Below are 18,883 nucleotides of genomic sequence, written 5' to 3' on the forward strand. Positions count from 1 at the left end.
TCACCGGGTTCTCAGGCCGGTTCAAAACGTCCTCGCTGTTCTATCCAACCGCCGAGGGATGGGAAAAAATTCCGCGCAGCTGGATGATGGCGTCGCTGCTGGTGGGGGTCGCCATGATGACCTCTGTCATGGTGGAGTTGATCGGGCGGCAGATCGCCGTCATGGCCGGGCGGCGCGACGATTTGATGGAAATCCCCGAAACGTCCACCGTGGGAGCCGAATAGATGCCTTTGCCGCAATGCTAGTCTGGTTCCTGCCGCTTTTCCTTGTCTTGTTGATGATCGGCCTGCCGGTGTTCTTCGCCCTGCTGGCGGCCCCTGGTTTCCTGTTGTGGGCCAACGGGCAGGAGAAGGACCTCGTCTTGCTCTATCGCAACACTTACAACGGGATGGACAGTTTTCCGCTGATGGCGATCCCGTTCTTCATGCTGGCCGGAGAGATGATGAATCGCGGCGGCATCACTATGCGGCTGGTCGAATTCAGTCAGGCACTCGTCGGGCACTTCCGGGCCGGGTTGGCCCAGGTCAACATCCTGTCGTCGATGCTGTTCGCCGGGCTGTCGGGGTCGGCCGTCGCCGACACCTCGGCGTTGGGGTCGATGCTGATCCCGGCGATGGAGAAGGAAGGCTACACCCGCAAGTTCGCCGCCGCCGTCACCGCCGCATCGAGTGTGATCGGGCCGATCATTCCGCCGTCGGGCATCATGATCATCTATGCCTATGTGATGGAGCAGTCGGTCGCCGCATTGTTCCTGGCGGGGATCGTGCCAGGCGTTCTGGTGGGCGCGGGGCTGATGACTGTGACGAATGTCATGGCGCGGCGCAATCCGGACGGCTTTCCGGGCCTGAAGCGGCGCGCGACATGGCCCGAAAAGGGGCGGGCATCGCTCAAGGCGTTTTTCCCGCTGCTCACGCCGGTCATCATTTTGGGCGGGATCCTGGGCGGGGTGTTCACCCCGACGGAAGCCAGCGCCGTGGCGGTGGCCTATGCCGCCGTCGTGTCGTTGTTCATTCTGCGGGAAATGTCGTGGCGCGACCTGCCGGACGTTCTGGGCAAGGCGGCGCTCATCTCCTCGGTCGTTCTGTTACTGGTGGGGGCGGCGCTGGCGTTCAAGACGGTCGTCGCCCTGTCCCACGCGCCCGAGGCGCTGGCAGAGCTGATCCTGTCGCTGTCGGCCAATCCGCTGGTGCTGCTGTTGCTGATCAACCTGTTGCTGTTCATCGTGGGCATGTTTCTGGACGCGGGCCCTGCGATCATCATTCTGGGTCCGATCCTGGGGCCGATCTTCACCTCGCTCGGTGTCGATCCGGTGCATTTCGCGATCATCATGTCCGTCAACCTGACCGTCGGGCTGGCGACGCCGCCCATGGGGCTTGTGCTGTTCGTGGCGTCGTCCGTTTCGGGCGAGCGGGTGGAGACGATCGCGCGTGCGATCCTGCCGTTCCTGGCGGTCGAAGTCTTCGTCATCGGCCTGATCACCTACATCCCGGCCATTTCGCTGGCCGTGCCGCGCTTCTTCGGCTTTTTATGATTTACCGGTCCAACAGGGAGAGAGACCAAATGAAACTGAGCAACATCCTCAAGGCGGGCGCATTGGCCGCGGTCACCGCGCTGCCGTCCATGGCAATGGCCGACGCCCATGCCATGAACATCCGCGCCACCGCCAATTCCAACGAAAACGATGAGGACTACGACGGTCTGGTCGTCTTCAAGAACTACGTCGAAGCCGCCAGCAACGGCGCGATCACGGTCGAGCTTTTCATCGGAACGCAGCTGTGCGGCGCGCCGGACGAATGTATTCAGGGGGTCGCCGACGGCACGATCGACGTTTATATTTCGACGTCTTCGGGTTTGGCGAACATCGTCCCGTCCGTCCAGATTTTCGATCTGCCCTATTTGATGTCCGATGACCGGATCGCGGAAGAAGTGTTGACCTCGACCGATCTGACCCAGGATCTGCGCAGCAAGATTCTTGCCGATACCGGGGACACGGTGCGTCTGATGACGATCGGCAACACCGGTGGCTGGCGGAACTTTGCCAACACGCAACGCCGCATCGCCGAGCCGGGCGACATGGAGGGCCTGAAGATCCGCACGGTGGTCGCCGACCTGCCCCAGGAACTGGTCCGCGCGCTGGGCGCGTCGCCGACGCCGATCCCGTGGCCCGAATTGTTCACCTCGCTCCAGACTGGCGTGGTCGAAGGGTCGAAGAACGGCATCACCGATATCATGGGCATGAAGTTCCCCGACGCGGGCCTGCAGTATATGACGCTGGATGGGCACGCCTATATGGCGGCGCTCTGGATCATGAACAACGAGAAGTTTCAGTCGATGGACGATGACATGAAACGCGTCATCGTGGACGGTTTTGCGGCGCTGCAGCAGGCGACCTTCGCCAGCCCCAAGCGCAAGTCCATCGCCGCCTACGAGGAATTCGTGTCCGGCGGCGGCGACCTTTACGTGCCCACGCCCGAGCAGAAGACGGCGTTCCAGGAAGCGGCGGCCCCAGTCTACGACTGGTTCGCGTCGAACGTGGACGGCGGTGAGGAAATGCTCGCCAATTTCCGCGCCGCCATTGCCTCGGCCGAGGAATCGGTGGGCGCGCGCCGCGACGCCGACCTGAACTGATGACAGGCGGGGGCATCCGATCGGGCGTCCCCGCCCTTACGACACCGGCAGCGTGGTTTCGTCCGTATCGGGCGGTCCGATGAAGCGCGCCGCCAGCAGCCAGGCCAGCGTGAGCGGGCCGATCCGACCGAGAAACATGAGCAAACACAGTATCGCCCGTTCCGTGCCCGACGCCGCCTGCGTGACCCCGGACGTCAGACCGACGGTGCCAAAGGCGGAGGATGCCTCGAACAGGGTGTCGGCAAAGGTATGATCGCCCAATCCCCAGATCACCAGTGTGGCCACGAAGACCAGGACCAGTGCCACGCCGACCAACTGCGCGATGCGCAGCAGGCTTTGTGCGGGAATGCGCCATTTGCCCGCGTGCAGCGGCCCGCCGCGCCGCGCCGAGATGCCGATTGCCACGATCAGCAGCAGGACGGTCCCGACCTTGAGCCCGCCCCCCGTGGACGTGGCCCCGGCCCCGATCAGCATCAGGACAATGGTCAGCGCCTGTCCGCCCCCGGTCAGCCCATCGACGCCGACACCGTCGAACCCGGCGGTGCGCGGCGTCAGCGCCTGGAACAAAGGCAGCCCTGCTCGCGCGCCCTCGCGGTGGGTGCCCAGCGTGCGGGGGTTGGACCACTCGATCAGGGCGAAGCCTGCCCAGCCCAGCACGATAAGCAGGGCCGTGCCGACCAGGACCACGCGGGTGTGAAGGTGCAGTGCATCGCGCCCCAGGATGCGGCCACGCAGGTTGGAAATCGCCGCAAAGCACAGGCCGCCGACCACGAACAGAGCCGCCGTGACGACAAGCAGCGCCGCCGGGGCCCCCGCGACACCGCCGATGATTGTAAAACCCGCATTGTTGAAGGCGGAACCGGACTGGAAAACCGCGTGCCACAGCCCGGCCCAGCCGCTGTCGCGCATCAGCCCCGGAGCGAGGGCCAGAACGCCGAGCGCCTGCACCGATCCGGCGAATGCCAAAACGCGCAGCGCGAGCGACAATGGCGTGTTGCCGGCCAAAACCGGCAGGTCGGCGCGAAACAAGCTGCTGTTTGCGCCGCCGTTGAGAAGGCCGAGCGCCAGAACACCGAAGGTGATCAAGCCCAGGTCATCCTAGCGGAATGGATACATCCAGACGCGGTAGTCGGCGATCAACTCGTGCGCCTTGGCGATCTGGTCGGACGACATCTTGCGGATCACCTCCTCCTGGCTGATCGCGGCGTCCGGGTCGCCGCCGATCGCGCTAAGCGCGTACCACATATAGGCGCGGATCAGGTCCGGGGCGGGCATGCCCAGGCCGACTTCGTAGTACCAGCCGACGCCGGACTGCGCGCCGGGGTGCCCCTTCATCGCGCTGCGCAGGTACCAGTCGAAGGCGCGCACGGGGTCACGCTCGACCCCCAGGCCAAGGGCGTACATCACACCGATCAATTCCTCGGCCTCGGCGTTGCCGGAGCGGGCGGCGGGGGCAAGGGCGGCGCGCGCGGCGACGTAATCGCCGGCGTCCATCAGGTCGCGCGCCTTTTCCAGATCGGCCGCGGCGGGCGTTGCAAGGCACAGCAGCAGGGCAAGGGTCTTCATCGCATTCTCCTTGCCGCCACCTTGGCCGTGGCGGCGGGTGCTGCCAAGGCACAAGAGGTGCCGTTCCACCCCTACGAGGAGGCCCGTGCAGCAGTTGGCCAACTGCTGTTCTATGACCCGATCCTGTCGGGCAACCGCAACATCAGCTGCGCGACCTGTCACCACCACGACACCTTTTCCGCCGATGGTGTGTCGCTGGGCATCGGCGAGGGGGGCGTGGGCATCGGGCCGAAACGGCGCGTGGTCGAGGGGGGCATCGTCAAGCGCGTGCCGCGCAACGCACAGGGTCTGTGGAATGTGGGGGCGGTCGAATTCACGACGTTCTTTCACGACGGGCGGGTGTCGTTGTCCGACGACTACGGCACCGGCTACGACAGTCCGGCGGAAGAATGGCTGCCAAAAGATCTGCCCAATCTGCTGGCGGTGCAGGCCCTTTTCCCGCTGACCGCGCAGTTCGAAATGGCGGGCAACGTGGGCGAGAACGAGGTCATTGGCGCGGTCAGCGACCGCATCGACCGGGGCTGGCCGATCCTGGCCAAACGGGTGCGGGGGGTGCCGGCCTATGCCGAGGCTTTGACGGCGGCCTTTGGATTGGAACATTCGGAAGACATCGGCATCGCGCATATTGCTATCGCGCTGGCCGATTTCATGAACTCCGAATGGCGCAGTCTGGATGCGCCCTACGACGCGTGGCGCGCCGGGACGGGCGATCTGACGCCTGCGCAACACCGTGGGCGCGACCTGTTCTTTGGCAAGGGCGATTGCGCCTCGTGCCATGCCGGCCCGCTGTTCACCGACCACGATTTCCATGCCATCGCCCTGCCGCCCTTCGGGCCGGGCCGCACCCGGCGGTGGGACCCTGTGCCGCGTGACGTGGGCCGCATGGCGGAAACGGACGATCTGGCCGATGCCTACCGCTTTCGTACGCCGTCTTTGCGCAATGTGACGCTGACCGCGCCCTACGGTCATAACGGGGCCTATCCCACGCTGGCGGGCATCATTCGGCACCACGCTGACCCGGCGCGCGGGTTGCGGGACTGGCAGCCGACCCTTGCGAACCTGCCCCACGCGCCCTGGCTGTCCGAGATCGACTTCGTGATCCGGTCGGACGCGCGGGAGATGGCGCGGGTTGCGATGCATTCGGACATTCAGCCCGTTGATCTTTCGGAAACGGAGATCGCCGATCTGGTCGCCTTTCTCGGGGCGTTGGAGGGGACGAAAAGCAAATACGGCCGTCTTGGCGTGCCGGATGCCGTTCCGTCGGGTTTGGCGGTAGATCGATGACGCGCCTTCTGGTCTGTGGCATCGCCGTGATGGATTACGTCCACCGGGTCGACGTGCTGCCGATGACCGAAGGGAAACACCGCAGTACATCGTTCGACCGGATCGGCGGCGGCTGCGCTGCGAATGCCGCCGTCGGGGCCGCGCGGCTGGGGGCGCATGTCACCCTGATGGCGCGTCTGGGGATGGATACGACGGGGGACGAACTGGCCGCGATGTTGGCCGGTCGAGGCATCGAGACCGCTCTGACGCGGGGCGGCCGCACGCCGTTGTCGTCGATTCTGATCGATGGACGCGGAGAGCGGATGATCGTCAATTTCCCCGGTGCGAACCTGCCGACCGATCCGCCGCCCGTGCCGAATACCGACGTCGTCCTGTCCGATTGTCGTTGGCCCGAAGCCGCCGAGGCCGTGCTGCATGCGGCCAAGACCAACGGCATCCCCAGCGTTCTGGACGGCGAGAAATACACGCCGGCCCCCCTTGCCGCGCTGGCCGATCACGTGGTGTTCAGCGCACCCGGTCTGCGCGATTTCTCCGGCATAGACCAGCTGGACAAGGCGCTGGCCGATGCGTCCGTCCGCTTGCCTGGCCATGTGGCCGTGACCGACGGGCCGGACGGGGTGCGTTGGGGCGACGGGCTGCACGTGCCGGCCCCGCGCATCACGCCGGTGGACACGCTGGGGGCCGGTGACCTGTGGCACGGGGCCTTCGCCCTTGCGCTGGGGCAGGGTCGCGACCGGGTCGCCGCAAGCCGGTTCGCCAACGCCGCCGCCGCGTTGAAATGCACGCGCGCGGGCGGCTGGGATCATTATCCGACACTTCACGAACTGGAAACCGCATGACGATCACCCTCACCCCCGGCAAACAGATGGGCTTTCGCCGCATGTCCGACGCCGCCGGGCGTTTCAAGATGACGGCCGTCGATCAACGTCCCCCCATCAAGACGGCGGTCGAGGCGCATCGCGGCGGTCCACATTGGGAAGATGTGGCGCGGGTGAAGACCGAATTGCTGCGCGCGTTGCAGCCGTCGTCCACGGCCATGCTGATGGATCCGCACTATGCCATCCCCCATGGCTGGCAGGTATTCGACCCCGCGAAAGGCCTGATCGTGACGCTGGAGGATTCGCAGTTTCGCGACACCGGGCAGGGTCGGTTCAGCGCGGAAATCGACGATTGGTCGGTGGGAAAGATCAAGCGGATGGGCGGCGATGCGGTCAAGGTGCTGGCCTGGTACCGGCCCGACATTTCGGACGAAGTGCGCGCGGCGCAGCATGATTTCGTCAAGCGCACCGGAGAGGCCTGCGCGCGCTTCGACATCCCGTTCTTGTTCGAGCTGCTGGTCCATCCGATCGAGAGCGACGCCGAGCAGACCAGCGAATACACCGAGATGGCGACCAAACACGCCGATCACGTTCTGCAATCCGTCGATGCGTTTGCCGGCGCGGATTACGGTGTGGATGTCTTCAAACTGGAAAGCCCGGTTCCGGCCAAGGGCATCACAGGGGGCGATGCGCAGGTGCAGGCCTTGTTCGACGAGATAGGCAAACTGGCGGCGCGGCCGTGGGTGATGCTGTCGGCGGGCGCGGGCAAGCCGGACTTCAAGACGGTCCTGGAATACGCCTATGCCGCTGGGGCGTCGGGGTATCTGGCGGGCCGCGCGATCTGGCTGGATGCCTTTGCCGCCTATCCGGACTGGGAGGCTATGGCGGCAGGCCTGAGGCGCGACTCGGTGCCCTACATGGAGGATCTGAACGCCCTGACCGATGCCCATGCGACGCCGTGGCACGAGCATGCCTGCTATGGCGGCAGGGGGCTCGATTTCATCGATCCGACCGCCGGCTTCCGGCAGGGTTACGGAGACATCTGATGCGGATCGGGATTCTACCGCTGGGGCGACCCACGTTCGATGTGCCGTTTGCCGAAGAGAAGCTGGCGGCGATGTTGGCCGTGCTGGATGCGTCGGACCATGAGATCGTCGGGCCGCGAACCTTGCTCATGGAGGCCGATGCCGCCGCGCAGGAGGCGACGCGCGATGTGGACGTCCTGTTGATATTGCAGGTGACCTTCACCGACGCCGCCTTCGCCACACGCGCCGCCGTCGCCCATCGGGGTCGCGTCGCGATCTGGGCCGTGCCGGAACCGCGGGTGGGCGGTCGGCTGCGGCTCAATGCGTTCTGCGGGCTGAACCTTCTGTCGCATGCGTTGGGTTTGAACGATCGTCGCTTCACTTGGGCGTACGGCGATCGGATCGACATCGACGCGCTGCTGACCGGGCCGGAGCTTACGCCCAAACGCGGCGCGCCGACCGACGCCGCGCCCCGAGCCATCAACCGCGATCTGAAGATCGGGCGCATCGGCGCGCACCCTGTGGGTTTCGACACCTGCGCTTATGACAAGGTCGACCTTGCGAGGCTGACCGGCGCGCAGGTGACCGAGCTGGAGCTGCCGGACCTGTTCGACCGCGCGCGCAGCTTGTCAGCCGAGGCCGTCGAACCCTATGCCGCCAAGGCTGCCGACCTGGGCGGGCTGGACACGCTCGACAAGGGGGAGTTGGACCGGTCCCTTCGATTGGCGGGCGCGCTGGATCAGTTGAAGTCCGAGTATCATTTCGATGCCATGGCAATCCGCTGCTGGCCCGAGACCTTCACCGAATACGGCGGCGCGGTCTGCGGACCCGTATCGATGCTGGGCGAGGCGCGCACCCCCTGCGCCTGCGAGGCGGATGTCTACGGCGCGGTGACCCAGGCGATCCTGCAGGATGTGACCGACGCGCCCGTTTTTCTGGCCGATCTGGTGGACATGGACGCACAGACGGGGGTCGTCTGGCACTGCGGTCAGGCCCCGGTGTCGATGGCGGCACGCGCGCCCGACGCGACCGTGCACACCAACCGCAAACAGGCTCTGTTGCTGGAATTTCCCCTAAAGGGAGGGCGTGTAACGCTGTTCCGGCTGAGCCAGGCCTACGGCGCGCCACAGGTCGTGATCGCGACCGGGCAGGTCATCGACGCGCCCATGGCCTACACCGGAACCAGCGGGACGGTGCGCTTCGACCGTGGTGCCGATGCCGTCTGCGCCGACGTGATGGCGTCGGGGTTGGAGCATCATATGGCGCTGGCCTACGGCGACCACGCCGATGCGCTGCGCGGCGTGGCCGCGGGCCTGGGCGTGCCGGTGCTGGAGCTGGGGGCATGATCCGTTACGGCCTGATCGGGGCGGGCATGATGGGGCAGGAGCATATCCGCAACATCGCCCTTCTGGACGGGGCGATGGTCGCCGCCGTGGCCGACCCGGACGAAGCTATGCGCGCATCGGCCATGGCGGTGTCCGGCGGGCAGGGTTTCGCGGATGCCGAGGCGCTGATCGCCGCGAACGTCGCGGATGTCTTCCTGATCGCGTCGCCCAACGACATGCACGCCGGCATGGTTCAGCGTCTGTTGGCGACGGACAAACCCATCCTGGTGGAGAAGCCGCTGGCGACGACGACCGCCGATTGCCGCGATCTGCTGACCCAAGCGCGGGGACGGGTGGCACCGGTCTGGGTGGCGATGGAATACCGGTACATGCCGCCCGTCCAACGGCTTATGCAGATGATAGATCAGGGCGCGGTGGGAACACCGCGCATGGTATCGATCCGGGAACACCGCTTTCCGTTCCTGCAGAAGGTCGACGATTGGAACCGGTTCAACGCGCGCACGGGCGGCACGCTGGTCGAGAAATGCTGCCATTTCTGGGATCTAATGCGCCTTATGCTGCGGGCCGATCCGGTGCGGGTCTATGCAAGCGCGGGGGTGGATGTGAACCACCGCGACGAACGCTATGCCGGGGGCATTCCGGACATCGTCGACAATGCCTATGTGGTCGTCGATTTCGCCAACGGAACCAGAGGAATGCTGGATCTGTGCATGTTTGGCGAAGGGTCGCATTGGCAGGAATCGATTGCCGTCACGGGCCCCCAAGCCCGGGTGGAGGCGTTCATTCCCGGTCCGGCCCGATTTGCGCCCGACGGCAAGCCGCGCGAGGCGGAAGTCGTCAGCAGCATCAGGGCATCGAAGGAGGAGGTGAGGGAGGTGGTGCACACACCGCCCGAACTTCTGATTGCCGGCGACCACCACGGCTCCACCTTCTATCAGCACCAGCGATTCACCAATCTGGTGCGCGCCGGAACAGGGGTGCCCGAAGTATCGCTTGAAGATGGCTATTGGTCCGTCCTTGTGGGCGAGGCGGCGGAGGAATCCGCGCGGTCAGGCCATGCGATCGACCTGACGGGACGGGGGGCCTAGGGGCTTCTTCTGGTGAAAAATACCTCGGGAGTGTGAGGGCGGTGCCCTCATGCCTGAATGGAGACGAGATGATACTGATAACCGAATTCATGGACGAGGCGTGGGTCGACTGGCTGCGGGACCGTTGCGAAATAGACTACCAACCCGACCTGCCCGACTTCCCCGAGGAGCTGGCCGAGAAGGCGCAGATGGCGCAGGCCCTGATCGTGCGCAACCGGACGCAGGTGCGCGGTGATCTGCTCTATGCCGGGTTTTCCTGTGTCGGACGGCTGGGTGTCGGCCTCGACAATATCGATATGGAGGGATGCGCGGAACGGGATATCGCGGTCTTTCCGGCCACGGGCGCGAACACGCTGTCGGTGGCGGAATACGTGGTGACGACGGCGGCGATGCTGTTGCGCGGCGCGTACGCGATGCGCCCGGCGATGGAGGCTGGCGACTGGCCCCGTGGACCGGCCGGACAGGGGCGGGAGATCGCGGGCAAGACGCTGGGTTTGATCGGATACGGTGAAATCGCGCGGGACGCGGCGCGGCTGGGCACGGCGCTGGGCATGAAGGTTCTCGCCTCTGACCCCTATGCCGACGACTTTCCCGGCGCGATGGAGGGGACCGAAGAAGAGGTGCTGACCACCGCGGACGTCATATCGCTTCATGTGCCGTTGACGGACGAAACGCGGGGCATGATCGACGCGGATGTCATCGCCGCCATGAAACCCGGTGCAGTGGTCATCAATGCGGCACGGGGCGGTGTGGTAGACGAGGCGGCGCTGTGCGACGCGCTGACGTCCGGCCATCTGGGCGGGGCCGCGCTGGATACTTTCGCGTCCGAGCCGCTGGGCACCGATCATCCGTTCGCGGGCGTGCCCAACCTGATCCTGACGCCGCATATCGGCGGCGTGACGGCGGAGGCGAATGCCCGCGTGTCGGAAATGACGGCACGCAAGGTGGCTGCGCACCTGGGACTGGCCTAGGTGCCGGGGTCGAGGATGCCATGGACCTGAACCGCTATATCATCACAGGGAATGGCCTGACGGCGACCTTCACCGAATGGGGGGCCGCGCTGGTCGATTTGCGTCTGGACGGGGTGGATCATCCGCTGGTCCTGGGCCTAGCCGATCTGGCCGATTATGCGGCCGGGCACTCGAACTACATGGGGGCGACAGCGGGGCGGTTTGCCAACCGGATCGGGGACGCGCGGTTCACGCTGGACGGGGTCGAGCATCGGCTGGATGCGAATTTCCAGGATCGCCACACGCTGCACGGCGGATCGAAGGGGACGGGCAAGCGCGTGTGGGACGTCGTGGACCACGGGGCGGATACCATCGCTTTCGCCATCGACCTGGCGGACGGCGAGATGGGGTTCCCCGGCGCGATGCGGATCGAGGCGCGGTTCACCTGTGCGCCGGGACCCTGCCTTCGGATCGCGTATTCCGCCACCTGCGCGGCCCCCACCATCGTCAATCTGGCGCATCACACCTATTGGAACCTGGACGGCAGCGACGATGTGTCGGGCCACGCCTTGACGGTGCAGGCGGATCGATACCTGCCACTGGACGACGGGATGATCCCGACCGGCGTGGCGGAGGTTGCGGGCACAGAATTCGATTTCCGGGCCGGGCGGATATTGCCCGGCGGCGACCTGCTGGACCATAACCTTTGCCTGTCGGATGGACAGGTGCCGCTGCGCGACGTCGCGGTGTTGCGCGTGCGTGGTCTGTCGATGGCGGTGGCGACGACGGAGCCGGGATTGCAGGTCTATGACGGGGCCAAGCTGCGCACGCCGGTGCCGGGAATCGGGGGGCGCACGTACCGCGCCCATGCCGGTGTCGCCCTTGAGCCGCAGAATTGGCCCGACGCACCCAACCATGACGATTTTCCGGCCTGCGTTCTGCGGCCTGGCGAGACATATGAACAGGTGAGCACCTTCACCTTTGCGAAAGGATAGCAGATGGCGTTTCAGGACTGGATGAAGCAGGCAAACCTGATCGGGGGGGAATGGGTCGGGGCCGACAGCGGCGAGACGATCGACGTGACCAATCCGGTGGACGGATCGGTAATCGGGACGATCCCCAAGGGCGGCAAGGCCGAGACCGAGCGCGCGATTTCGGCGGCGACCGAGGCGTTTCCGGGCTTCCGCGACATGTCGTTGATGGATCGGTGCAACCTTTTGTGGAGGCTGCACGATGCGCTGATGGACAACCAGAAGGAGCTCGCCGAACTGCTGACCGTCGAGATGGGCAAGCCGATGGCTGAGTCGATGGGCGAGATCGCGATCGGCGCGCAATACGTCCGCTGGTTCGCCGAAGAAGCGCGCCGCGCCAAGGGCGAGATCGTGCCGGCGGGCGTGAACGGGCGCCGCATTCTGGTGACAAAACATGCCATCGGGGTGGTCGGCATGATCACGCCCTGGAACTTTCCCAGCAGCATGTTGGCCCGCAAGGTGGCCCCCGCATTGGCCATGGGCTGCACCGTGGTGGCCAAACCCGCGACGGCGACGCCGTATTCCGGTCTGGCATGGGGCGCGCTGTGTGAAGAAGCGGGGTATCCCAAGGGCGTCATGAACGTCGTCACCGGATCGGCCAAGGACATCTCCAAGGCGATGATGGAGAGCTTTGCGGTCCGCAAGATCACCTTCACCGGGTCCACTGAGGTGGGCAAGGAGTTGATGCGCGGGGCCGCCGATACGGTCAAGAAGGTGTCGATGGAGTTGGGCGGCAATGCCCCCTTCGTGGTGTTCGACGACGCCGATATCGACAAGGCCATCGACGGCGCGATGGTGTCGAAGTTCCGCAACGCGGGCCAGACCTGCGTCTGCGCCAACCGCATCTATGTGCAGGCGGGGATCCATGACGCCTTCGTTGCGAAGCTGAAGGCCCGGACCGAGGCGATGAAGGTCGGCGACGGGCGCGAGGACGGGGTCGAGCAGGGTCCGATGATCGACATGGACGCCGTCGAGAAGGTCGAGGATTTCGTGGCCGACGCCAAGGCCAAGGGCGGCGAGATCGTCACCGGCGGGGATCGGCACGAGAAGGGTGGCACGTTCTTCCAGCCCACGATCATCACGGGGGCGACGCAGGACATGAAGTTCGCCCATGAGGAAATCTTCGGACCCATCGCCCCGGTGTTCAAGTTCGAGACCGAGGAGGAGGCGATCCGTCTGGCCAACGATACGGTCTATGGTCTGGCTTGCTATGCCTACACGTCGGATCTGGGGCGGGCGTTTCGCCTGAACGAAGGGCTGCAATACGGGATGATCGGCATCAATTCGGGCTTGATCACCACCGTGGAAGCCCCGTTCGGCGGGGTGAAGGAAAGCGGGCTTGGCAAGGAAGGCGGATCGCAGGGTCTGGAGGATTACGTCGAGACGAAATACGTCTGTATCGACGGGATCTGAGGTCGGTCGGGGGTGCTGCCCCCGGCCACACCGGCCCCCCGAGGTGTTTGCGGTCAGAAGGTCAGACCGGGTTCGGGGGGGTGCGACCTTCGGCGATGGCGACCGCGTTCTCCAGCGCCATCCGGCCCATGTCTTCGCGCACTTCCAATGCGGCGGTGCCCAGATGGGGCAGCAAGACGACGTTTTCGAGCGCCTTAAGCGCGTCGGGCACGGTGGGTTCGCGTTCGTAGACGTCAAGGCCCGCGCCACCGATCGCCCCGGATTGCAGCGCTTCGATCAATGCGGCTTCGTCCACCACATCGCCGCGTGCGATGTTCACCAGGATGGCGTGCGGCTGCATCGCGGACAGGGCTTCGGCATCGATGATGTGGCGCGTTTCGGCGGTGGCGGCGAGGGCGGTGACGACGACGTCGGCCTGCGTGCAGACGTCGGCGACGCTGGCCAGTTGATCGGCCCCGTCGATGCTTTTGTCAGAGCGGTTCCAGAAGACCACCTTCATCCCGAACCCGGCGGTGCAGCGTTTGGCGATGGCCTGCCCGATGCGACCCATGCCGATGATTCCGACCGTCTTGCCCGACACATGCATCCCCAGCATCTGCACCGGGTGCCAGCCGTGCCAGTCGCCCGCGCGGACCATCCGCTCCCCCTCGCCGGCGCGGCGGGCGGCCATCAGGATCAGGGTCATGGCGGTGTCCGCCGTGGCGTCGGTGACGGCACCGGGCGTGTTGGTGACGACCAGACCGACGGCGCGGGCGGCGTCCACGTCGATATGGTTGAAGCCGACACCGAAATTGGCAAGGCCTTTCGCGCGAATGTCGCCGGTGAAGGCATCGGCGGTGAAAGCGTCGCCCAACGTGGGCAGAACGACGTCATGATCCGCGAGGGCGGCGCGACATTCGTCGACGCCCATCGGTCGGGTGGCGTCGCGGCAGGTAACGTCGAAATGCTCGGCAAGGGCGGCCATCACGCTGTCAGGCAGGGCGCGGGACACGAAGAGTTTTTTCAATGCATCCGCCCTCCTTCGGACACGGTTTGATCGGGCGAAAGCAAGACGACTTCGCCGGTGGCATCGGGCAGGCCGAGGACGAGGACCTCGGACATGAAGGTGCCGATCTGGCGGGGCGGAAAGTTGACGACGGCAACGACCTGACGCCCCACGAGCGTCTCGGGCGTGTAATGCGCCGTCACCTGAGCGGAGGTCTTCCGCTCACCGATCTCGGCACCGAAATCGATCCACATCTTGATCGCAGGCTTACGCGCCTCGGGGTAGGGTTCGGCGCGAATGACGCGACCGACACGAATATCGACCTTCAGGAAGTCATCGAAATCGATCTCGCTCATGTTCGCAACTCCCGCGAGCGGTCGGCGGCCGCTTTGACGGTGCGCGCCATCAGGTCAGGCAGCTCCTTCATCAGCACCTCCAACCCCGCTTGGGTCGTGCCATTGGGCGAGGTGACGTTGACGCGCAACTGGCCGGGGTCTTCGCCCGTCATGGCCAATTCGCCCGACCCGGCCACGGTCGCGCGGGCCAGTTGCAGCGCCAGATCGTCCGGCAGGCCCTGTGCCACCCCGGCGTCGCGCAGCGCCTCGATCATGTGGAACACATAGGCGGGGCCGGAGCCCGACAGGCCCGTGACCGCGTCCATCTGGTCTTCGTGGTCCAGCCGAACGACTTCCCCCACGGCCGCCAGAAAGCCTTCGGCAAGGTCCAGATCCGCTGGGCCAGTCCGACTGTTCCCGACGATCGCCGTGATCCCACGCCCGACAGCGGCGGGGGTGTTGGGCATGGCGCGGATAATGCGGGCGTCCACGCCGAAGGCCGTTTCGAACGCCGCAATGGGCGTTCCGGCCGCGATTGAGACGAAAAGCGTGTCCGACAAACCGCGAAGCGCGGGCAGGGCGTCGCCCATCATCTGCGGTTTGACCGCAATCAGCGTGATGGCCGGGGTATCGGGAAGATCGGTATTCAAGGCGACGCCGGTGCCCCGCAACCAGTCCGATGGGTGGGGGTCGAGCACGGTTGCCGCCTGCGGCGTCAGGCCCCGGTCCAGCCAGCCCGCCAGCATCGCGCCGCCCATCTTGCCGCACCCCAGAAGAACGACGCCACGGGCATTGATGTCGGTGAAGTCCATGATCCCTCCGGTTTTCGCGACCCTAAGCGGCGTCCCTAAGCGTGCCAAGGCGTCAGGCGTGACCGTAAGCCCCGGCCATGGCGATCTGGATCGCGTCGGTCGGCGCACGCCCGCCCCAGCACACCAGTTGGAACGCGGGATAGTAGCGCTCTCCGGTCAAAATGGCTTCGGCCACGATGGCGTTGATCTGCTCGACTTGGGCGCAGGCCCCGCCGGCCAGCACCAGACCATAGCGCCAGACCATCATCTTCTGCGCGGTCCAATAGGAGAAGGACCCGGCCCAGCTTTCGTCGTTGGCAAGGTTCAGAACCTCGTAGAGCTTGGGCAGGCTGTCCTCGGGCGGCTCCATCTCGAAGCAGCAGACAAGGCGCAGCGTCTCGTCCACCTCGGACCAGGCAAGGGTGACGGAATAGCTGCGCCACTGGCCTTCGACCACCATGGAGATTTGATCCTCTCCGGTACGGTCGAAGTCCCAGTCGTGGGTCTCGGCGACGGTTTCCACCAAATCGATGGGGTGCAGATCGCCGGTGTCCGAGAATTGATCGCGCTGGTGCAGCATGTTCGGCCTTCCGATGTCGCCCATAGGGCTTGTGCGTTGCGCGATCCCTATGTTTTGGGCCGCGCTCGCCTACAATATATGGTGAAGGGCGGCGGAGTCCCTGTAAAGGGGCGGTTTTCCCTTCTCCACAGATTTCACGCGGGAAACGCGCTCCTCCACAGGCATGTGAATTCTTTGTCTTCCGGCGTCACGGCCATGTGAAACCTCGGCTATGACAACTGCGCTAGATGGTTGGACATGAAATTCATGATCCCGGCCTGCGCCTCCGCCTTCGCCCTGTCCTTCCTCCTTGCCACGCCCGGCCAGACCCAGCCTCTGTCGTTCGACGGCAGTTGGAAGGAGCAGGGATTCCTGCGCTTCACTTCCAACGACTACGGCCAGAACGGCGCGTCGTTGCAGGTGGTGTCGGACGGCACCGTGTCCTTGCTCTGGAAGGCGGTGCCAGACGCCCTTCGCGGCACCCGGTCCGCCACCTGGACCTGGGCGGTTGCCGAGGGTGTTCCGGCGACGGACCTGCGGCGCAAGGGCGGGGATGATCGCAATCTGGCCGTTTATTTCGCCTTCACCGATGCGGCGACGGCGGCCACCGCGAATCCGAACCGCGCGACGGCCCTGCTGCGCGACCCGAACACCCGGGTTCTGGTCTATGTCTGGGGAGACGACGACGGGCGCGGCACGATACAGGACAGCCCATATCTGCCAGGGTTGAAAACCGTGGTTCTGCGCCAGGCGGGCACGGGCCAGTTTGCCGAAAACGTGAATCTGGCGGCGGACTATGCACGCGCATTCGGCGGCGCGCCCGAGGTCCTGATGGGCGTCGGCATTTCGGCGGACAGCGACGACACCGACACCAAGATCCGCGCGTCGATCACGGCCCCCGACTTGCGCTGACGCGGCGGCCCGCTACCGTCGCGCCAACGAATGGAGGGTGCGATGGACTTGAATGGATGCGTGGCGGCAATCACTGGCGGGGCCGGCGGGCTGGGGGCGGCGACGGCGCGGCACATCGCGGCGGCGGGCGGCCAGGTCGCGATCCTTGATCTGAATGAGGCGGGGGCCGACCTGGCCGATGAGTTGAACGGCACGTTTCACAGACTGGACGTGACGGATGCGGCGGCCTGCGCTGCGACGCTGGGCGATGTTGCGGGGGACGGGCGGCTTGACCTGATGGTGAACTGCGCGGGCATCGCGCCTGCTGCCAAGACGGTGGGCCGCGACGGGGCCCATGACCCCGCGCTTTTCGCAAAGGTCATCCAGATCAATCTGATCGGGACCTTCAATTGTGCCTCCGCGGCCGCTGCCATCATGGCGGGTCAGGACGGCCGCGGCCCAGACGGGGAGCGGGGGGTCATCGTGAACACCGCCTCCGTCGCGGCGTATGAGGGACAGATCGGGCAAATCGCCTATGCCGCGTCCAAGGGGGCGGTCGCGGCGATGACCTTGCCAATGGCGCGGGACCTTGCGCGCAGCGGCATCCGCGTCGTTGCCGTCGCCCCCGGCCTGTTTCTGACCCCGATGCTGGAAGGTTTGCCGCAGGAGGTTCAGGACAGCCTGGGCGCACAAGTGCCCTATCCCTCGCGGCTGGGTCATCCGGCGGAATTTGCGTCGCTGGTCGGGCACATCGCGGCCAATCCCATGCTGAACGGGGAGGTCATCCGACTGGACGGAGCGATCCGCATGACGCCGAAATGACCGATCTTGCGGATTGGAGACCGTTGATTTGGACACCGCCCGCGTCGATGGCGGGGCGATACGCGCGGCTGGACCGGTTGAGCGTCGACGCGCATGCGCAGGCGTTGCATGCCGCCAATCCACCTGAAGCGTCGCATTGGGCCTATATGCCTTACGGCCCGTTTCCGGACCCACAGGTGTATCGCCTGTGGGCCGAAGGCGCGGCGGCCAGTGACGATCCAGTCTTCTACGCGATCAAGGGACCGTCGGGATGGGCCGGTGTCGCGTCGATGATGCGGATCGACCGCGCCAACGGCGTGATCGAGATCGGCAACATCGCCCTGTCGCCGGGATTGCAGCGCACGCCGGCGGCCACCGAGGCGATCCACCTGATGATCGACTGCGCCTTCGCGGCAGGATTTCGCCGTGTGGAATGGAAATGCAACGCCGAGAACGCACCCAGTCGGCGGGCAGCCGGGCGCTATGGCTTCACCTTCGAAGGGGTGTTCCGCCAGCACATGGTGGCGAAGGGCGTAAATCGCGACACGGCTTGGTTCGCGATCCTTGATGGCGACTGGCCCCGCCTGCGCGCGGCGCATCTGGCATGGCTGGCCCCGTCGAATTTCGATGCGCAGGGGGGTCAGCGGCAATCGCTGGCGACGCTGACGGGCTAGACGACCCGGCGTTCCTGCCGATGCTGCGAAATGAGAGCCTGCAATTGCGGGCGCAGATCGTCCACCGTGCGACCGGCAAGGCCCTGCGTCTGATCCAGAAGTTCGGCATCGTTGCCGGTCCGGGCAAGGCCGGTCAGAAAGTCGGCCACGAAGCTGGGCGCGACACGATTTTCGGTCAGCAGGCGTTCGGCATAGGCCAGGTCTTCGCTCAGGGCGAGGCGGTCCGGCTCTACCGTCTCGGACCCGACGACGCGCAAGCCCTTGGGCCAAAATTCGGGGGGGAGATGGCGCAGGATGGCTTGCTGGAAGGACGCCATGCTTTCGATCGGTTTGGCGAGGAAGCCGTCGGCCCCCGCATTGAGCGTTTCCCGCTCTACCTCTGTCGCGTCGCGGCCCGACGTGCCGATCAAGACGGTCGGGCGCTGCGCCGCGCGGTTCAGTCGGGCAATGAGGTCGAGCCCGCATCCATCGGGCAGGCCGAGGTCGATGATGGCGACTTCCGCCCGGTAGGTGTTCAAATGGCGTTCGGCGGAGGCGATGCAATCGGCCCGCCGAATACGTGCGCCCGATCGCAGCGCCAGCATGCGTACCGCTTCGGAGGCATAGCGGCTATCTTCGACCAGAAGGACGGTCTGACCCAACAAGGGGCGCTGCGGTGTCGGCACGGGGCGGATCATGAAGTCCGAATCGGACATAAG

The 18,883-nt window shown here is 65.7% G+C and carries 20 protein-coding genes and 1 pseudogene; 14 read left to right on the plus strand and 7 right to left on the minus strand.

What is annotated here, in order from left to right; all coding sequences use genetic code 11:
* The 3 genes and pseudogenes from JDO7802_RS18125 to JDO7802_RS01105 form a co-directional block, all read left to right on the plus strand.
* Nucleotides 1–224, plus strand: a pseudogene (locus JDO7802_RS18125) (TRAP transporter small permease); the annotation flags it as partial.
* 14 nt (nt 225–238) lie between these two features.
* Entirely contained in the window at nt 239–1,531 is a 1,293-nt protein-coding gene (locus JDO7802_RS01100) for a TRAP transporter large permease (RefSeq protein ID WP_055081850.1), read from the plus strand.
* Between the two features lie 29 nt (nt 1,532–1,560).
* Nucleotides 1,561–2,628 carry a TRAP transporter substrate-binding protein gene (locus JDO7802_RS01105; protein ID WP_055081851.1) on the plus strand — a complete coding sequence of 356 codons (1,068 nt, stop codon included), beginning with the start codon at nt 1,561–1,563 and terminating at the stop codon, nt 2,626–2,628.
* A gap of 36 nt (nt 2,629–2,664) precedes the next feature.
* Here JDO7802_RS01105 and JDO7802_RS01110 read toward each other — a convergent pair whose 3' ends face one another.
* A complete protein-coding gene (locus JDO7802_RS01110) occupies nt 2,665–3,714 on the minus strand; it encodes a potassium transporter TrkG (RefSeq protein WP_055081852.1) in 1,050 nt (349 codons plus the stop codon).
* 12 nt (nt 3,715–3,726) lie between these two features.
* Entirely contained in the window at nt 3,727–4,194 is a 468-nt protein-coding gene (locus JDO7802_RS01115; protein ID WP_055081853.1) for a tetratricopeptide repeat protein, read from the minus strand.
* Nucleotides 4,195–4,221: 27 nt separating this feature from the next.
* Here JDO7802_RS01115 and JDO7802_RS01120 point away from each other — a divergent pair, with 27 nt between their 5' ends.
* The 8 genes from JDO7802_RS01120 (at nt 4,222) to JDO7802_RS01155 (ending at nt 13,149) form a co-directional block, all read left to right on the plus strand.
* Complete coding sequence (locus tag JDO7802_RS01120; protein ID WP_245624077.1) at nt 4,222–5,478, plus strand: cytochrome-c peroxidase; 1,257 nt, start codon at nt 4,222–4,224, stop codon at nt 5,476–5,478.
* Complete coding sequence (locus JDO7802_RS01125) at nt 5,475–6,317, plus strand: PfkB family carbohydrate kinase (protein WP_055081855.1); 843 nt, start codon at nt 5,475–5,477, stop codon at nt 6,315–6,317. The genes JDO7802_RS01120 and JDO7802_RS01125 overlap by 4 nt, the downstream gene beginning before the upstream one ends.
* Nucleotides 6,314–7,342, plus strand: coding sequence for a tagatose 1,6-diphosphate aldolase (locus JDO7802_RS01130; RefSeq protein ID WP_055081856.1), 1,029 nt, complete (start codon nt 6,314–6,316; stop codon nt 7,340–7,342). Before JDO7802_RS01125 ends, JDO7802_RS01130 begins: the two co-directional genes overlap by 4 nt.
* Entirely contained in the window at nt 7,342–8,667 is a 1,326-nt protein-coding gene (locus tag JDO7802_RS01135; protein WP_055081857.1) for an L-fucose/L-arabinose isomerase family protein, read from the plus strand. The genes JDO7802_RS01130 and JDO7802_RS01135 overlap by 1 nt, the downstream gene beginning before the upstream one ends.
* Nucleotides 8,664–9,755 (plus strand): Gfo/Idh/MocA family protein, encoded by a 1,092-nt coding sequence (locus JDO7802_RS01140; RefSeq protein ID WP_055081858.1) that lies wholly within the window; start codon nt 8,664–8,666, stop codon nt 9,753–9,755. Before JDO7802_RS01135 ends, JDO7802_RS01140 begins: the two co-directional genes overlap by 4 nt.
* Before the next feature lie 68 nt (nt 9,756–9,823).
* Nucleotides 9,824–10,726 carry a hydroxyacid dehydrogenase gene (locus JDO7802_RS01145; protein ID WP_055081859.1) on the plus strand — a complete coding sequence of 301 codons (903 nt, stop codon included), beginning with the start codon at nt 9,824–9,826 and terminating at the stop codon, nt 10,724–10,726.
* A gap of 20 nt (nt 10,727–10,746) precedes the next feature.
* Nucleotides 10,747–11,700: an aldose epimerase family protein gene (locus JDO7802_RS01150; RefSeq protein ID WP_055081860.1), complete on the plus strand. Its 954-nt coding sequence runs from the start codon at nt 10,747–10,749 to the stop codon at nt 11,698–11,700.
* Between the two features lie 21 nt (nt 11,701–11,721).
* Entirely contained in the window at nt 11,722–13,149 is a 1,428-nt protein-coding gene (locus JDO7802_RS01155) for an NAD-dependent succinate-semialdehyde dehydrogenase (RefSeq protein ID WP_245624078.1), read from the plus strand.
* A 61-nt stretch (nt 13,150–13,210) separates the two neighbouring features.
* On the opposite strand, the gene JDO7802_RS01160 is transcribed toward JDO7802_RS01155, so the two are convergent.
* Genes JDO7802_RS01160 through JDO7802_RS01175 form a run of 4 tightly spaced genes read right to left on the minus strand, consistent with a single transcriptional unit; the run spans nt 13,211 to nt 15,840 of the window.
* The gene (locus JDO7802_RS01160; RefSeq protein ID WP_083480957.1) at nt 13,211–14,155 is read right to left on the minus strand and encodes a 2-hydroxyacid dehydrogenase; all 945 of its coding nucleotides are present in this window, start codon (nt 14,153–14,155) and stop codon (nt 13,211–13,213) included.
* The gene (locus JDO7802_RS01165) at nt 14,152–14,490 is read right to left on the minus strand and encodes a tRNA-binding protein (protein ID WP_055081862.1); all 339 of its coding nucleotides are present in this window, start codon (nt 14,488–14,490) and stop codon (nt 14,152–14,154) included. Before JDO7802_RS01165 ends, JDO7802_RS01160 begins: the two co-directional genes overlap by 4 nt.
* Nucleotides 14,487–15,281 carry a pyrroline-5-carboxylate reductase gene (gene proC, locus JDO7802_RS01170; RefSeq protein WP_055081863.1) on the minus strand — a complete coding sequence of 265 codons (795 nt, stop codon included), beginning with the start codon at nt 15,279–15,281 and terminating at the stop codon, nt 14,487–14,489. The genes JDO7802_RS01165 and proC overlap by 4 nt, the downstream gene beginning before the upstream one ends.
* A gap of 52 nt (nt 15,282–15,333) precedes the next feature.
* Nucleotides 15,334–15,840 (minus strand): type III secretion system chaperone family protein, encoded by a 507-nt coding sequence (locus tag JDO7802_RS01175; protein WP_055081864.1) that lies wholly within the window; start codon nt 15,838–15,840, stop codon nt 15,334–15,336.
* 237 nt (nt 15,841–16,077) lie between these two features.
* Here JDO7802_RS01175 and JDO7802_RS01180 point away from each other — a divergent pair, with 237 nt between their 5' ends.
* Genes JDO7802_RS01180 through JDO7802_RS01190 form a run of 3 tightly spaced genes read left to right on the plus strand, consistent with a single transcriptional unit; the run spans nt 16,078 to nt 18,185 of the window.
* A complete protein-coding gene (locus tag JDO7802_RS01180) occupies nt 16,078–16,731 on the plus strand; it encodes a DUF3047 domain-containing protein (protein ID WP_245624079.1) in 654 nt (217 codons plus the stop codon).
* Between the two features lie 42 nt (nt 16,732–16,773).
* Nucleotides 16,774–17,532 carry an SDR family NAD(P)-dependent oxidoreductase gene (locus JDO7802_RS01185; protein ID WP_055081865.1) on the plus strand — a complete coding sequence of 253 codons (759 nt, stop codon included), beginning with the start codon at nt 16,774–16,776 and terminating at the stop codon, nt 17,530–17,532.
* A complete protein-coding gene (locus tag JDO7802_RS01190) occupies nt 17,529–18,185 on the plus strand; it encodes a GNAT family N-acetyltransferase (protein WP_055081866.1) in 657 nt (218 codons plus the stop codon). Before JDO7802_RS01185 ends, JDO7802_RS01190 begins: the two co-directional genes overlap by 4 nt.
* On the opposite strand, the gene JDO7802_RS01195 is transcribed toward JDO7802_RS01190, so the two are convergent.
* Nucleotides 18,182–18,880, minus strand: coding sequence for a response regulator (locus tag JDO7802_RS01195; RefSeq protein ID WP_055081867.1), 699 nt, complete (start codon nt 18,878–18,880; stop codon nt 18,182–18,184). The two genes, JDO7802_RS01190 and JDO7802_RS01195, sit on opposite strands and share 4 nt — an antisense overlap.
* Nucleotides 18,881–18,883: the final 3 nt, after the last annotated feature.

Source organism: Jannaschia donghaensis (assembly GCF_001403795.1).
Classification (GTDB): Bacteria; Pseudomonadota; Alphaproteobacteria; order Rhodobacterales; family Rhodobacteraceae; genus Jannaschia; species Jannaschia donghaensis.